Source organism: Pseudomonas sp. SWRI92, assembly GCF_014268685.1.
Classification (GTDB): Bacteria; Pseudomonadota; Gammaproteobacteria; order Pseudomonadales; family Pseudomonadaceae; genus Aquipseudomonas; species Aquipseudomonas marvdashtae.
In genome coordinates this window covers 193529-208552 of the sequence record NZ_JABWQY010000005.1, presented here as the reverse complement: position 1 = coordinate 208552, position 15024 = coordinate 193529, and the positions used below count along the sequence as shown (strand labels likewise).

Sequence of the window (15024 nt, the reverse complement as noted above, 5' to 3'; positions counted from 1 at the left end):
GGATGAAACTGAAAAACACCTTGGGCTTTGCCATTGGTTCTTTAATTGCTGCCACTTCGTTCGGCGCTCTGGCACAAGGCCAAGGCGCAGTTGAAATCGAAGGCTTCGCCAAGAAAGAAATGTTCGACAGCGCTCGTGACTTCAAGAACAACGGCAACCTGTTCGGCGGTTCGGTCGGTTACTTCCTGACCGACGACGTTGAACTGCGTCTGGCCTACGACGAAGTGCACAACGCACGTACCGACGATGGCACTAACGTCAAGGGCGCCAACACCGCTCTGGACGCTCTGTACCACTTCAACAACCCAGGCGACATGCTGCGTCCATACGTCTCTGCCGGTTTCTCGGACCAGAGCATCGACCAGAATGGCAGCAACGGTCGTAACCGTTCTACCTTCGCCAACGTTGGTGGCGGCGCCAAGCTGTATTTCACTGACAACTTCTACGCCCGTGCCGGCGTTGAAGCTCAGTACAACATCGACCAGGGCGACACCGAGTGGGCGCCAAGCGTCGGTATCGGTGTGAACTTCGGTGGCGGCTCCAAGCCTGCTGCTGCTCCAGTTCCAGCGCCAGCTGAAGTCTGCTCCGACAGCGACAACGATGGCGTGTGCGACAACGTCGACAAGTGCCCTGACACCCCAGCCAACGTAACCGTTGACGCTGATGGCTGCCCAGCTGTTGCTGAAGTCGTACGTGTTGAGCTGGACGTCAAGTTCGACTTCGACAAGTCGGTCGTTAAAGAAAACAGCTACGGCGACATCAAGAACCTGGCTGATTTCATGAAGCAGTACCCATCCACCAGCACCACTGTTGAAGGTCACACTGACTCCGTCGGTCCTGACGCTTACAACCAGAAGCTGTCTGAGCGTCGTGCAAACGCCGTTAAGCAAGTTCTGACCAACCAGTACGGTGTTGAATCGTCCCGCGTTCAGTCTGTTGGCTACGGCGAATCCCGCCCAGTTGCTGACAACGCCACTGAAGCTGGTCGTGCAGTTAACCGTCGCGTAGAAGCGCAGGTTGAAGCCCAAGCTAAGTAATTAGCCCACAGCTTCGGAAAAACCCGGCCTAGGCCGGGTTTTTCTTTGCGTGCGATTTATGAATCAGGGCTGAGACGCCATTCAAGGGTGGCGCCGAATCCGTGGCGAGGGAACAAGCCCCCTCGCCACTACAGGGCTGAAGCCCGCGCCCAGGCACGCTGCGAAGCGGGCAGTTCAGCAGCGCCGGCCACCGCGCCAATCACCAGGATCGCCGGGCTCTTGAGTTGAAACGCGCTGGCATCGGCTTCCATCGAGGCCAGGTCGCTGCGGCAGTCGCGCTGGTGGGGCAGGGAGGCGTTTTCGATCATGGCCACGGGCGTGTCCGCCGCCAGGCCACCGGCCAACAACTGCTCGCGGATCTCGCTCAGTTTCGCCACGCCCATGTACACCACCAGGGTGGTCCCGCTTTGCGCCAGGGCTTGCCAGTTCAGGCTGCTGCCGTCCTGAGTGTGGGCCGTGACCAGGGTCACGCCCCGGGCGATTCCGCGCAGGGTCAGTGAAATATCGCATTGGGTGGCGCCCGCGAGGCCGGCGGTGATGCCGTTGACCAATTCCACTTCGACCCCATGCTCGCGCAACCACTGCGCCTCTTCACCGCCGCGACCGAAGATGCACGGATCGCCGCCCTTGAGGCGCACCACGCATTTGCCTTGGCGGGCATAACGCAACATCAGCCGGTGAATGAATGCCTGTGGCGTGGACCGGCAGCCGCCGCGCTTGCCCACGGCGATGACGCGTGCAGCGGGGCAATGCTCCAGCACCGCGACGTTGACCAGATCGTCGATCAACACCACATCCGCCTCGCCCAAGGCGCGCACGGCTTTGAGGGTCAGCAATTCAGGGTCGCCAGGACCTGCACCCACCAGCCAGACTTTTGCGTTCATAGTGTTTTCCTCACGAGATCGCGGCCACCGGTTGCGCGGTGGCAACCAGCAGGCGCTTGATTTCAGGTACGCAGGAACCGCATTGCGTGCCGCAACCCAGTTCTTTTTTCAATCCCTGCAAGTCCAAGCCACGCTCGATGCCGGCGCAGATGGCGCGTTGGCTGACGTTCATGCAATTGCAGAGCGTCTTGCCACCGCCCACGGTAGCGCCGACGTTGCCCGGCGGCGCGCTCAGCGGTGCCAGTAACCAACGGCGCAGTTGCTCATCGGCACGGCCTTCCAGCCACAGGTTCTGCAGCCAGTGCCGGGCCAGGGTTTCGCCGGCCAGGCGAATGGCAGTGATACGACCATTTTCGATCCGTACCCGTTTGCCGATGGAGCGACGCGGATCGTCATAGGCCAGCACCGGCCCGTCGATCAGCCCCAGTTGTTCGTCGATCGCCTGTAGCAGTTGCGGTTCTGGCGCAACGGCGCTGGCAGCGCGGATCAGCAGCGCGGGGCGTTCGCGTCCAGTCAGGCTCAGGCTGACGTAGGCAAACGCCTCACACAGCGGACGCAGCGTCTCCAGATGCTGCTGAACATCGCCCTCGACCAAGGCGAAAAGTTGCCAAGGCAGGTTCACCGGTTCCAGGCGCACGCCGCTGTGCTTGAGTTCCGGCTGTTTCGACAACGGGTCGAAAGCCGGTTGAGTCAGGGTATTTACGCCGCCCTTGAGAAACCGGTCGCCCCAATGCATGGGCAGGAAGGCTTGGCCAGGGCGAACGCTCTCGTCACTGTCCACTGCCACGATCACGCTGCCGCGACGGCTTTTCAGGCTGACCAGATCGCCGGCTCGCAGACGATGGCGATTCAGTTCGTCCGGATGCAGGCTCAGCACGGCTTCGTTCACATGCCCAAACAATTGCGCAGCGGTGCCGGTGCGGCTCATGCCGTGCCATTGGTCCCGCAGACGACCGGTGTTCAGGGTCAGCGGGTAGCGTGCGTCACGTAGCTCCTTGGCGGCGCGATAGGGTTCGGCCATAAACCGGGCACGGCCACTGTCGGTAGGAAAAATCCCGTCCACATACAAACGCGCCGTTCCAACCGTGGCGCCTTCCGGGAAAGGCCATTGTTGTGGGCCAAGTTGATCGATCAACGCATGGCTGATGCCGGACAGGTCCAGGTCGCGGCCGCGGGTCAGTTGTTTGTATTCATCGAACAGTTGGGCCGGGGCGTCGAAGGCGAACAGGCTGGGTAGGTTCGGGCGCAGGCGTTTTTCCAGGCGCTGTGCGAAATCCACGGTGATGGCCCAGTCCGGACGTGCTTCGCCCGGTGCGTTTATTGCCCGGCGAACGTGGGAAATACGCCGTTCGGAATTGGTCACCGAGCCTTCCTTTTCGCCCCAACTGGCCGCCGGCAGCAACAGGTCGGCAAACGCGGCGGTCTCGGTAGTTCGGAAGGCTTCCTGCAACACCACGAACGGGCAGGTTTGCAGGGCTTCGCGCACGGCGGTCTGGTCCGGCATCGATTGGGCCGGGTTGGTGCAGGCGATCCACAGGGCCTTGATCTTGCCGCTGCGCACCTGTTCGAAGAGCTCAATGGCGCTCAGCCCCGGAGTGCTGGGCAGTTGTTCCACGCCCCAATAGCTGGCGACTTCGGCGCGATGCTCAGGATTGCCCGCTTCGCGATGGCCCGGCAGCAGGTTGGACAGACTGCCGGTTTCCCTGCCGCCCATTGCGTTAGGCTGGCCAGTCAACGAGAACGGTCCCGCACCCGGCCGGCCAATTTGGCCGGTGGCCAGGTGCAAATTGATCAGCGCGCTGTTTTTTGCGCTGCCGGCGGTGGACTGGTTCAAGCCCATGCACCACAACGACAGGAAACTCGGGGAGGTGCCGACCCATTCGGCGCATTGGTGCAGTTGCTCGACGCTGATGCCGCACAGTTGAGCAACCATCGTCGGCGTGTAGTCGCGCACCAGATTCTTCAGGTCCGCCAGGCCTTCGGTATGGGCCTTGATGAAGCTGCGGTCGACCCAGTCTTCCCACAGCAGCAAGTGCAAAATCCCATGGAACAAGGCCACGTCGGTGCCCGGCAGAATCGCCAGGTGCAGGTCGGCCAGGTCGCAGGTGTCGGTGCGCCGGGGATCGATGACGATGATTTTCATCTGCGGCCGGCGGGATTTGGCCTCTTCGAGGCGGCGAAACAGGATCGGATGGGCGTAGGCCATGTTGCTGCCGACAATCATCACGCAGTCGCTCAGCTCCAGGTCTTCGTAGCTGCAGGGTGGGGCGTCGGCACCGAGGCTGCGCTTGTAGCCCACCACGGCGGAGGACATGCACAGCCGCGAATTACTGTCGATGTTGTTGGTGCCCACCAATGCCCGGGCAAGTTTGTTGAAGGCGTAGTAATCCTCGGTCAGCAATTGGCCGGAGATGTAGAACGCCACGCTGTCGGGGCCGTGCTCGGCGATCGTGTCGGCGAAGACGCTGGCGGCGTGATCCAGGGCGCTGTCCCAGTCGGTGCGGCCCCTGGCCAGGCTTTTACCCAGGCGTAGCTCGGGATACAGGGCGCGCGCGGCGAGGTCGCCGGTCAGGTGCAGGGTCGAGCCCTTGCTGCACAGTTTGCCGAAGTTGGCCGGATGGGCGGGATCGCCGCTGACGCCAAGGATGCGCTCGCCGTCATGCTCGATCAGGACGCCGCAACCGACCCCGCAATAACAGCAGGTCGAGGCAGTGATCTGGCGGTTCATCAGCTTGCGTCCCGCAGGGCGAGCATGACCCGGCCGTTCTCGACCCGCGCCGAATGATGATGGGCGCAGCCCACGTCGGGGGCCTGGGCCTGGCCGCTCTCCAGGTCGATCTGCCAGTTGTGCAACGGGCAGGCGACGCGCTTGCCGTAGACCAACCCTTGGGACAGCGGGCCACCCTTGTGCGGGCAACGGTCATCGAGGGCGAACACCTCGTCGTCGCTGGTGCGGAAAATCGCGATGTCGCCTTTCGGGCCATTGATGATGCGCGAACCGAGGATATTGATCTCTTCCAGCGCGCAGATATCCAGCCAGTTCATGCCGGCACCTCCAAGGTCTTCACAGGGATGACTTCGAACTCTTTTTTCAACTGAGGCTGTTCCAGGCGTTGCTTCCACGGGTCTTGTTCCAGCGACAAGGAAAACTTCAGGCGTTCATGAAGGGCCTTGCGCCGCTCCGGGTCTTCCAACACGGCTTTCTTGATGTGTTCCATGCCGACCCGTTGCATGTAGTGCACGGTGCGTTCCAGGTAAAAGGCTTCCTCGCGGTACAGCTGCAGGAAAGCACCGTTGTATTCGCGGACTTCTTCGGCGGTCTTGAGCTTGACGAAGAACTCGGCGACCTCGGTCTTGATCCCGCCGTTGCCACCGATGTACATCTCCCAGCCAGAATCGACGCCGATAATGCCGACGTCCTTGATGCCGGCTTCCGAGCAGTTGCGTGGGCAACCGGAGACAGCCAACTTCACCTTGTGCGGCGACCACATGTTGAACAGATCGTGCTCGAGCTCGATGCCAAGCTGGGTGGAGTTCTGCGTGCCGAAGCGGCAGAACTCGCTGCCCACGCAGGTCTTCACGGTGCGGATGGACTTGCCGTAGGCGTGGCCGGACGGCATGTCGAGGTCTTTCCACACGCCGGGCAAATCCTGCTTCTTGATGCCCAGCAGATCGATGCGCTGCCCGCCGGTGACCTTGACCATCGGCACGTTGTACTTGTCGGCCACGTCGGCGATGCGCCGCAGTTCGGAAGGGTTGGTCACGCCGCCCCACATCCGCGGAACCACCGAATAGGTGCCGTCTTTCTGGATGTTGGCGTGGGCCCGCTCGTTGATCAGGCGCGACTGCGGGTCGTCCTGGGCTTCGCCTGGCCAGGTGGAGATCAGGTAATAGTTCAGGGCCGGGCGGCACGTCGCGCAGCCGTTGGGAGTGCGCCAGTTCAAATAGCTCATGGTCCCGGCGATGGTCAGCAGGTGCTGGTCGCGGATCGCCTGACGGATCTGGCCGTGGTTGAGGTCGCTGCAGCCGCAGATGGCTTTTTCGCTTTTCGGCTTGACGTCCGCCGCACCGCCCACGGTGTTGATCAGGATCTGTTCCACCAGGCCGGCGCAGGAGCCGCAGGAACTGGCGGCCTTGGTGTGTTTTTTCACGTCATCGACGCTGAATAGCCCGTGTTCCTGGATGGCCTTGACGATGGTGCCCTTGCACACGCCGTTGCAGCCGCAGACTTCGGCCGTGTCGGCCATGCTCATGGCTTTGTCCTGGCCTTGGTGGCCTACGTCGCCTAAAGCGTTTTCCCCAAACATCAGGTGATCGCGGATCTCGCTGATGGCGTGGTTCTCACGGATCTGGCGGAAATACCAGCCGCCATCCGCCGTGTCGCCGTACAGGCAGGCGCCGACCAGCACGTCATCCTTGATCACCAGTTTTTTGTAGACGCCACCGATCGGGTCGGAAAGGGTGATGGTCTCGGTGCCTTCGCCACCCATGAAATCCCCGGCGGAAAACAGGTCGATGCCGGTGACTTTCAACTTGGTCGACGTGACCGAGCCCTTGTAAGTGGCGAAGCCCAGTTGCGCGAGGTGATTGGCGCAGACCTTGGCTTGTTCGAACAACGGGGCCACCAAGCCATAAGCCGTGCCACGGTGGCTGGCGCATTCGCCGATGGCATAGACGCGCGGATCGTAGGTTTGCATCGTGTCGTTGACCAGGATCCCGCGGTTGCACGGGATGCCGGATTTTTCCGCAAGTTCGGTGTTGGGGCGGATGCCGGCGGCCATCACCACCAGGTCGGCGGGGATGATGTCGCCGTTCTTGAACTGTACCGAGCCGACCCGGCCATTGCCGGCGTCGTGCAGGGCCTGGGTCTGTTCACACAGGCGGAACTTGAGGCCACGGTTTTCCAGGGCGGTTTGCAGCAGTTGGCCGCTGGTCTTGTCAAGTTGCCGTTCCAACAGCCATTCACCGATGTGCACGACGGTCACGTCCATGCCGCGCAACTTCAGGCCGTTGGCGGCTTCCAGGCCCAGCAAGCCGCCGCCGATCACCACGGCGTGCTTGTGAGTCTTGGCGGTGTCGATCATCGCTTGGGTGTCGGCGATGTCGCGGTAGCCAATCACGCCGTCCAGGGTGTTGCCGGGGATCGGCAAGATGAACGGCGTAGAGCCGGTGGCGATCAGCAGGCGGTCGTACTCGGCTTCGCTACCGTCTTCGGCGATGACCCGGCGCTTGATGCGATCGATCTCCACGACTTTGCGGTTGAGCAGCAACTTGATGTTGTTTTCCAAGTACCAGCTCAGGTCGTTGAGCACGATGTCTTCGAACGTTTGCTCCCCGGCCAGCACCGGCGACAGCAGGATGCGGTTGTAATTGGTGTGAGGCTCGGCGCCGAATACCGTGATGTCGTAGAGCTCGTTGCTCAGCTTGAGCAGTTCCTCGAGGGTGCGAACCCCGGCCATGCCGTTGCCGATCATTACCAGTTTGAGTTTTTTCATCAGGGTTCTCCGCAAGCTCAGGTCCGGTTTCATCACGGCGATCGGACTGGCTCGACATTTTTACGAAAACAAAAAAAGGCGTCTCGCTAGTGGCCTAGCGAGGACGCCTTTGTCCTGGTCCCGTTCTCTCGGGAAGCACCGCCTTCATCGTTGGAGGCGTTGCTTTATGTATGGTGAGAGAGGTTATGCAGTGGTTGTGCCAAGTGGCTCGGGGACCCGGATTTATTGGGGCAAGCGAGGGGCGGGCGCGTTGGAGGGGGAGTTATTGCACCGAATCAAAGCGTGTTGCCCGGTAATGGAGCGCGGTGGGGTTGGTGTCATGAATGAAAAACCAGAAACAACAGCACAACATTCACCACCAACGACCCCAGCGCCAACGTCCGCCAGACCTTCAGCGGCTCTCGTTCCAGCAGCGGCCGAGGCCTTACGCTCAAGCTGCGGCGCTCGCCTTGTTCCAGTAGCAATAACCATTCTTCGGCGGTTTCAAAGCGCTGAGCTGGGTCCGCCGCCACCGCGCGATCCAGGCTTAGCCCAAGCCATTCAGGCAGGTCGGGCCGATAACGATGGGCACTCACCGACACGCCAAAGCGCGGACGTTGGAAGGCTTCGATTTCGCCGTAGGGATAATGCCCGGTCAGCAGGTAATACAGCGTCACGCCGACGGCGTACAAATCCTGCTGCGCCGTAGGCAATGTGCCGCCGAATGCCTCCGGAGCGATGTAGCTGGGCGTGCCGGGCAAGACGTTGGCCTGGTCTTCGGACAGGCCCGGGCAGTACGCCAAGCCGAAATCCAGCAAGCGCAATTCCCCGTCGTCGCCCAGGTGCAGGTTTTCCGGCTTGATGTCGCGGTGATAAATCTGCCGGCGATGCAGCAGGCCGACCGCCCGTACCAGCCGTTGCGCCAGGTCCAGCCACTGGGCGAGGGGCAACGGCCCGCCCTGGCTGAACAGCTCGGCCAAGGTCTCGCCCTGGTATTCGCGCATCACGTAGTACAAATGCTGGCGCTGGGGCACGCCGTGCACTTCCGGAAACTGCCTGCCCGCGACGCGCTTGAGAAACCATTCTTCCGACAGCAACGCTTGCCCGGCCCGGCTATCGTCCCGCAGGTGCACGGGCAAGGTTTTCAGCAGCCAGGGTTGGCCCTGACCGTCGTGGACCCGGTAAAGCAACGACTGCTGGCTCTGGCCGAGCAGGCTCTCGATCTGCCAGCCCTCGAACACTTGGCCCGGTTTCAACGCAGGCGGCAGGGGCCATTGCTGCAATTGGATCAGCGCATCGCCGATGCTGGCTTCGCCCAAGGCATCGACGCGCACCAGCAGGGCACTGGCGTTGTCCTGGCTCCCGGCCAGATGCGCGGCGTTGACCAAGGTCTGCGCCGCGAGATTCAGGTCCGGCTGGTCACGAAGGATGCCGGCAATGGCCGTATCCCCCAAAACCGCCCAGACGCCGTCGCTGAGCAGCACGAAGGTTTCATCGGTGCGCAATTCACCGTCGAGGAAGTCCAGGATCAGATGCTGATCCAAGCCCAGGGCACGCTTGAGCACATGTTGCATGCCCTGTTGTTCCCAGACATGGTCTTCGCTGACCCGTTGCAGATGATCGGCGTGCCAGCGATAGACCCGGCAATCGCCGACATGGGCGAGGGTGAAGCGTCGACCCCGCAGGACCAGCGCGCTGACGGTGGTGAGCAGCGGTTGCCCGCCACCGTTGGCCTGCAACCAGCGATTTTGCGCCAGCAGCAGCCGGTCGAGCGCTTGGGCCACGCCCCAGGTCTGCGGGGTGGAATAGTAATCCAGGGCCAGGGCCTGCAAGGTCGAACGGGCGGCCAATCCGCCGTCGGCGCATTGGCTCACGCCGTCGGCGATGGCGAACAGGTAACCTTTGCTGGCGGCCAGCGCCGGGGCCGGGGTGACCAGGCGCAGGGCGTCCTGGTTTTCCTCCCGTGGGCCGATAGCGCTGGCTTCGGCGAAACTCAGTTGCAGGCTCATGGTGACCGGTTATACCCGAGCCGCGGTGACCGCTGCCGAACCCCAAGTGGTTCTCCAGCGACGTTTCACGCCATACAGGCCGAACCAGGCCAGCACACCGAGGCTGGCGAACAACCACAGCGCCAGTTGATAGCTGCCGGTGCTCTGCTTGATCGCGCCCATGCCCGCCGCGAGGGCGAAGCCGCCGATGCCGCCGGCCATGCCGATCAAGCCGGTCATCACGCCGATCTCGCGGCGGAAGCGTTGTGGCACCAGTTGGAACACTGCGCCGTTGCCCGCACCCAAGCCGAGCATGGTGCAGACGAACAGGGCCAGCGCCGCATAGGAGCTCGGCAGGTTGAAGCCGACCGCGGCGATGCAGACAGCCGCCACGGTGTACATGCCCAGCAAGGTGCGGATGCCGCCGAAACGGTCCGCCAGCGCGCCGCCCAATGGACGCATCAGGCTGCCACCGAACACGCAGGCCGCGGTGTAGTAGCCGGCGGTGACCGGGCTCAGGCCATATTGGTCGTTGAAGTAGCCGGGCAGGGCGCTGGCCAGGCCGATGAACCCGCCAAAGGTCACACTGTAGAAGAACATGAACCACCAGCTGTCACGGTCGCCCAAGGCCTTGAGGTAGTCGGCCATGGATTTGGCTTTCGGCCGCTCCGGAGCGTTCTTGGCCAGCCAGGCAAAGAGCACCAGGGTGATCACCAGTGGGATCACCGCGAAACCGAACACGTTGGTCCAGCCGAAGGCCACGGCCATGACCGGTGCGATCAACGCGGCGAGCACGGTGCCTGAGTTACCCGCACCGGCGATGCCCATGGCCTTGCCCTGATGCTGCGGCGGATACCACTGGGACGCCAACGGCAGGGCGACGGCGAACGAAGCGCCGGCGACACCCAGGAACAGGCCCAGCAGCAGTGCTTGTTCGTAGCTGTGGATGCCCAGTTTCCAGGCGCAGAACAGCGCACCGATCACAATCACCTGGCCGACCATGCCGGCGGTCTTGGGTGAAATCCGGTCGGCCAGCAGGCCCATGAACAGTCGCAGCACGGCGCCGGCCAGGATCGGTGTCGCCACCATCAGGCCGCGCTGTTGGGTGGTCAAGTGCAGGTCGGCGGAGATCTGTACCGCCAGTGGACCGAGCAGGTACCAGACCATGAAGCTCAGGTCGAAATAGAGGAAGGCCGCGAACAATGTCGGGGTGTGGCCGGATTTCCAGAAGCTTGAATTCATCGCGCACCTCAGCTGTAAAAGTCTCGAGAAATGAGTCAGTGCTTTGAGCAGTGCGCCGCCTGTGGTCGCACCACCGGTCCCGGAGGACCAAAACAAAAAAACGCCGCAACCCTGAGCACCCGGAGGCGAAGAGGATGTGCGACGTCTTTGTCGTAGGTGGGGCAACCGCCGTTGGTTACCTGTGGAGTTGCTTAAGCGAGATCTGTGCCAACCTAGTCATGATCGTTCCCACGGAGCGTGGGGACGATCATCCATGGAAGGGGCTTTCAGCCCAGCAACTCATTCATTGCGATGATCTGCTCCGCCACCTGGATGAGTTTTTGCTGGCGGCTCATGGCTTGGCGGCGCATCAGGGTGTAGGCCTGTTCCTCGTTGCAGTCCTTCATCTTCATCAGCATGCCCTTGGCCAGTTCGATGCGTTTGCGTTCGGCCAGTTGCTGGTCCCGGGCCAGGAGCTGGGCGCGCAGGGCCTGGTCGCTTTCGAAGCGGGCCATGGCGACGTCGAGAATCGGTTGCAGCCGCGCGGCATGGATGCCTTCGACAATGTAGGCGCTAACACCCGACTTGATCGCCTGACGCATCACATCCGGGTCGTGCTCGTCGGTAAACATGACGATCGGTCGTGGCTGGTCGCGACTGACCAGCACCACTTGTTCCATCACATCGCGGCCGGGTGACTCGGTATCGATCAGGATGACGTCCGGACGCACTGTTTCGACGCGCGCGGGCAGGTCGATGGTCAATCCGGATTCGTCGATCACTTCGAACCCGGCTTCAATCAAGGCAGCCTTTAGGCGGCCGACTTTTTTCGCAGTGTCGTTGATCAGCAGGATACGCAGCATGGTCGTGGCTCCTGTCAGCGGCTGGCGAGAAGGGGAGCCGCATCGCTCAGGGCGTGCAGTTTGAAGCCGCGGGCATACCCGGCCGGGTCGGAACCGTCCCAGGTGGTGCCGTCGATCAGTTGACTGCTGCGCATGTCCTGGCGCGGCGATGAAACGCCCAGCGCCTCGGCGGCCTCCCGATACAACCCGAGCTGCTGGACTTGCCGGGCCACGGCCAGGTAGTCCGGGTCTTCGCGCAACAGGCCCCAGCGGCGGAACTGGGTAATGAACCACATGCCATCGGACAGGTACGGCAGGTTGACCTCGCCGCCGCCATGAAAACGCATGGCGTGAGGATCTTGCCAACTATTGCCCAGGCCGTCGGCGTAGATGCCCAGCAGGCGCGGCTCGATGCAGTCCAGTGGCGCGTCGAGGTATTCGGGGGCGCTCAACAATTGCGCGGTGCTGCGGCGGTTTTCAGTGCTTTGTTCGATGAAACGGCTGGCTTCGAGGATCGCCATCACCAGCGCCCGGGCGGTATTGGGGTATTGCTCGACGAACGCACGGGTGCAGCCGAGGACTTTTTCCGGATGGTCGGGCCAGATGGTCTGGGTGGTCGCCAGGGTAAACCCGAGGTTCTGCTTCACTGCGCTGGCGCACCAGGGCTCGCCGACACAAAATCCGTCGATACGCCCGGCTTGCAGGTGCGCGATCATCTGCGGAGGCGGTACGACCACGCTGTCGACATCCGACAGTGGATGAATGCCTTGGGCGGCGAGCCAATAGTAGAGCCACATGGCATGGGTGCCGGTGGGAAAGGTCTGGGCGAAGGTCAGTTTCGGGCGAGTTTGGTGCACGTGCTGTTCCAGTGCCTCAGGACTGGTCACGCCTTGGGCCTGGAGGCCATGGGAGAGGTTGATGCTCTGGCCATTCTGGTTGAGTCCCATCAGCACGGCCATGTCCGTTGGTGCGACGCCGCCGATGCCCAGGTGCACGGCGTAGATCAGGCCGTAAAGGCTGTGGGCGGCATCGATTTCGCCACTGACCAGCTTGTCCCGCAGGTTCGCCCATGACGCCTGGCGCTTGAGGTTCAGGGTCAGGCCGTAGGGCTGGGCGAAACCCTGGGTCGCGGCGACGACCAGCGGGGCACAGTCGCTCAAGGCCATGAACCCGAGATTGACCGCGCTCTTTTCCGGGGCATCGCTGCCGTTGACCCAAGCCAGGGGCGTGGCTGGAATTTCATTCATCGGTATCACCTTCCACATCAAAAAAGCGCCGTGTCCTGGCCAAGAAGGCCGAACGACGACGCTGCTGTCCTTTGAAACAGTGCGACACTCATTCCGTCGTTGGCATGGGGCGCTGATGACCAAAAGGGTGCAAGGCATATGCCAGTGCCGTCGGATTGTGCGCACGCCTCGCTTGCGCCGCCGTTGCCCGGCTATAATCGCCGCCTCATTTCGTCGCCCGAGTCAAAGCCGCCCATGTACACCCTGGCCCGTGAACTGCTGTTCAAACTCTCCCCGGAAACTTCCCATGACCTGTCCCTGGACTTGATCGGCGCGGGCGGACGCCTGGGCCTCAATGGGCTGCTGTGCAAAGCCCCGGCAAAATTGCCGGTGACGGTCATGGGCCTGGAATTCCCCAACCCGGTCGGATTGGCGGCGGGCCTGGACAAGAACGGCGCGGCCATCGACGGCTTCGCCCAGTTGGGGTTCGGTTTTGTGGAAATCGGCACCGTCACGCCGCGACCACAGCCGGGCAACCCCAAGCCACGGATCTTCCGTCTGCCGCAAGCCGAGGCGATCATCAACCGCATGGGCTTCAACAACCTCGGCGTCGATCATCTGCTGGCCCGTGTGGCCGCGGCCAAATACAAGGGCGTGCTGGGCATCAACATCGGCAAGAACTTCGACACGCCGGTGGAGCGCGCCGTCGACGACTACCTGATCTGCCTGGACAAGGTCTACGCCCACGCCAGCTACGTGACCGTCAACGTCAGTTCGCCCAACACACCGGGGCTGCGCAGCCTGCAATTCGGTGATTCCCTCAAGCAGCTGCTGGCCGACTTGGCCCGGCGTCGTGCGGAACTGGCCTTGACCCACGGCCGGCATGTGCCACTGGCGATCAAGATCGCCCCGGACATGACCGACGAGGAGACCACCCAGGTGGCCCAGGCCCTGATCGAGACGGGCATGGACGCGGTGATCGCCACCAACACGACCCTGGGACGCGAAGGCGTCGAAGGGCTGGACCACGGTGACGAGGCGGGCGGCTTATCTGGCGCGCCCGTGCGTGACAAGAGCACACACACCGTGAAGGTGCTGGCTGGTGAGTTGGCGGGACGCTTGCCGATTATCGCGGCGGGGGGGATTACCGAAGGCAAGCATGCCGCCGAGAAGATCACCGCCGGGGCGAGCCTGGTGCAGATCTATTCGGGCTTTATCTACAAAGGGCCGGCGTTGATTCGTGAGTCGGTGGATGCGATTGCGGCGTTGAGGTGATTAAGCTTTTCTTGAAGGTCAAGCAGAACCACTGTGGCGAGGGAGCTTGCTCCCGCTGGAGTGCGAAGCAGTCCTGAACCCGGCTGGCACTATTTTCCTGGTTAACCGCGTGTCATGGTTTTGGGGCTGCTGCGCAGCCCAGCGGGAGCAAGCTCCCTCGCCACAAGAGTGTTCACAGCTCAGGCATTCACAGTGCCCATGAAACCCAGGTAATAAAAAGGGCTCCTCGAAGGAGCCCCCTGGGCCGTAGCCCGCCGCCCGGATGGGACGTGCGTGGTTAAATCGATATGGGTTTCAAATTGTCGAGTTCTTGAGTATTGAGCCCTGTGTCAGCCGACGGCGTGAAGTTCGTTGAGTCTGTGGATACCCGCAGTGCCGGTCATACCGTCCCAGTTGTCGCCGCGTCCTTCTCGCCAGCCATTGATCCAGGCTTGACGTACTGACGGTAGAGTAAAGGGGCAAAGCTCACGGGATTTACCACCAACGCCATATTGGTAACCGCGTAAAAATGCTCTTTCCAACGGATCACGCTTAAGTCTTCTCATAGGGTGTTGCCCTCACTTGTTGACTGTTGCTTAGCGTCGACCTCAATCGAGGTCGGGGCAGAATCATTCTGCCGTTGGTGGCTCGTTGCCGGCGTGACGAGCCAAGGTGTCGGCGCCGTTGCGACGCCAACCTGTGGTGAGTTCTAACCAAAGCGTCACACGGATGGAATGATCGTTTTGTCATAAGCACGTAACAATAAAGATGCTAGTGCGATAAGTAACATGATGTTCAGCACCCGCTTTTGCGCAAGACCCCTGTATGATCAGCCCTGCGCCGAAGGGCGGTCCCCGCGTTCGAATGAGAATGTCCCCCTGTTGCACTCGGGTACTATTCGACGAAAGGGACGCGTTTTCACAATTTGTTGCACAGAATTTTTTATCTGCCTTCGCATCTAAGCTTTTTAAACCTGAGCGGCGGGGGCGGAACGGCACACGTTCGTGCCACGCGGGTGCTCTTGAGAAAAGCACCTGATTGAACCCGGCCCGGCAATGCGTTGCCCGGTCCACTTAGCCAAAGGCTCTGGAAATCCCC

General features: G+C 62.0%; 11 protein-coding genes. 2 read left to right on the top strand and 9 right to left on the bottom strand.

Going from position 1 to position 15024, the window contains the following annotated elements; all coding sequences use genetic code 11:
* The first annotated feature begins 2 nt into the window (after positions 1 to 2).
* Positions 3 to 1037 carry an OmpA family protein gene (locus HU762_RS11490; RefSeq protein ID WP_058542369.1) on the top strand — a complete coding sequence of 345 codons (1035 nt, stop codon included), beginning with the start codon at positions 3 to 5 and terminating at the stop codon, positions 1035 to 1037.
* A 128-nt stretch (positions 1038 to 1165) separates the two neighbouring features.
* On the opposite strand, the gene cobA is transcribed toward HU762_RS11490, so the two are convergent.
* From cobA to HU762_RS11450, 8 genes are all read right to left on the bottom strand, one after another.
* The gene (gene cobA / locus HU762_RS11485; RefSeq protein WP_186636707.1) at positions 1166 to 1921 is read right to left on the bottom strand and encodes a uroporphyrinogen-III C-methyltransferase; all 756 of its coding nucleotides are present in this window, start codon (positions 1919 to 1921) and stop codon (positions 1166 to 1168) included.
* A 10-nt stretch (positions 1922 to 1931) separates the two neighbouring features.
* Positions 1932 to 4649: a nitrate reductase gene (locus HU762_RS11480; protein WP_186636704.1), complete on the bottom strand. Its 2718-nt coding sequence runs from the start codon at positions 4647 to 4649 to the stop codon at positions 1932 to 1934.
* Positions 4649 to 4966, bottom strand: coding sequence for a nitrite reductase small subunit NirD (nirD, locus tag HU762_RS11475; protein ID WP_025212685.1), 318 nt, complete (start codon positions 4964 to 4966; stop codon positions 4649 to 4651). Before nirD ends, HU762_RS11480 begins: the two co-directional genes overlap by 1 nt.
* Positions 4963 to 7416 carry a nitrite reductase large subunit NirB gene (gene nirB, locus HU762_RS11470; RefSeq protein WP_186636701.1) on the bottom strand — a complete coding sequence of 818 codons (2454 nt, stop codon included), beginning with the start codon at positions 7414 to 7416 and terminating at the stop codon, positions 4963 to 4965. The genes nirD and nirB overlap by 4 nt, the downstream gene beginning before the upstream one ends.
* Before the next feature lie 317 nt (positions 7417 to 7733).
* Positions 7734 to 9404: a bifunctional protein-serine/threonine kinase/phosphatase gene (locus HU762_RS11465; protein ID WP_186636698.1), complete on the bottom strand. Its 1671-nt coding sequence runs from the start codon at positions 9402 to 9404 to the stop codon at positions 7734 to 7736.
* A 9-nt stretch (positions 9405 to 9413) separates the two neighbouring features.
* Complete coding sequence (locus HU762_RS11460) at positions 9414 to 10625, bottom strand: nitrate/nitrite transporter (protein WP_186609882.1); 1212 nt, start codon at positions 10623 to 10625, stop codon at positions 9414 to 9416.
* Between the two features lie 266 nt (positions 10626 to 10891).
* Positions 10892 to 11467, bottom strand: a complete 576-nt coding sequence (locus HU762_RS11455; protein WP_047737436.1) for an ANTAR domain-containing protein — start codon at positions 11465 to 11467, stop codon at positions 10892 to 10894.
* A 14-nt stretch (positions 11468 to 11481) separates the two neighbouring features.
* On the bottom strand, positions 11482 to 12693 hold the full coding sequence (locus tag HU762_RS11450; RefSeq protein ID WP_186636695.1) for a CmpA/NrtA family ABC transporter substrate-binding protein: 1212 nt from the start codon (positions 12691 to 12693) through the stop codon (positions 11482 to 11484).
* 234 nt (positions 12694 to 12927) lie between these two features.
* Between HU762_RS11450 and HU762_RS11445 the strand changes: the two genes are divergently transcribed.
* Positions 12928 to 13947: a quinone-dependent dihydroorotate dehydrogenase gene (locus HU762_RS11445; protein ID WP_186636692.1), complete on the top strand. Its 1020-nt coding sequence runs from the start codon at positions 12928 to 12930 to the stop codon at positions 13945 to 13947.
* Positions 13948 to 14276: 329 nt separating this feature from the next.
* On the opposite strand, the gene HU762_RS11440 is transcribed toward HU762_RS11445, so the two are convergent.
* Entirely contained in the window at positions 14277 to 14492 is a 216-nt protein-coding gene (locus HU762_RS11440; protein WP_003223300.1) for a ribosome modulation factor, read from the bottom strand.
* Positions 14493 to 15024 lie beyond the last annotated feature (532 nt).

Coding starts and splice junctions, on each gene's coding strand:
- HU762_RS11455 (WP_047737436.1), bottom strand. CDS start 11,467: ATGCTGCGTATCCTGCTGATCAACGACACTGCGAAAAAAGTCGGCCGC.
- HU762_RS11490 (WP_058542369.1), top strand. CDS start 3: ATGAAACTGAAAAACACCTTGGGCTTTGCCATTGGTTCTTTAATTGCT.
- HU762_RS11445 (WP_186636692.1), top strand. CDS start 12,928: ATGTACACCCTGGCCCGTGAACTGCTGTTCAAACTCTCCCCGGAAACT.
- HU762_RS11465 (WP_186636698.1), bottom strand. CDS start 9,404: ATGAGCCTGCAACTGAGTTTCGCCGAAGCCAGCGCTATCGGCCCACGG.
- HU762_RS11460 (WP_186609882.1), bottom strand. CDS start 10,625: ATGAATTCAAGCTTCTGGAAATCCGGCCACACCCCGACATTGTTCGCG.
- nirB (WP_186636701.1), bottom strand. CDS start 7,416: ATGAAAAAACTCAAACTGGTAATGATCGGCAACGGCATGGCCGGGGTT.
- nirD (WP_025212685.1), bottom strand. CDS start 4,966: ATGAACTGGCTGGATATCTGCGCGCTGGAAGAGATCAATATCCTCGGT.
- HU762_RS11450 (WP_186636695.1), bottom strand. CDS start 12,693: ATGAATGAAATTCCAGCCACGCCCCTGGCTTGGGTCAACGGCAGCGAT.
- HU762_RS11480 (WP_186636704.1), bottom strand. CDS start 4,649: ATGAACCGCCAGATCACTGCCTCGACCTGCTGTTATTGCGGGGTCGGT.
- cobA (WP_186636707.1), bottom strand. CDS start 1,921: ATGAACGCAAAAGTCTGGCTGGTGGGTGCAGGTCCTGGCGACCCTGAA.
- HU762_RS11440 (WP_003223300.1), bottom strand. CDS start 14,492: ATGAGAAGACTTAAGCGTGATCCGTTGGAAAGAGCATTTTTACGCGGT.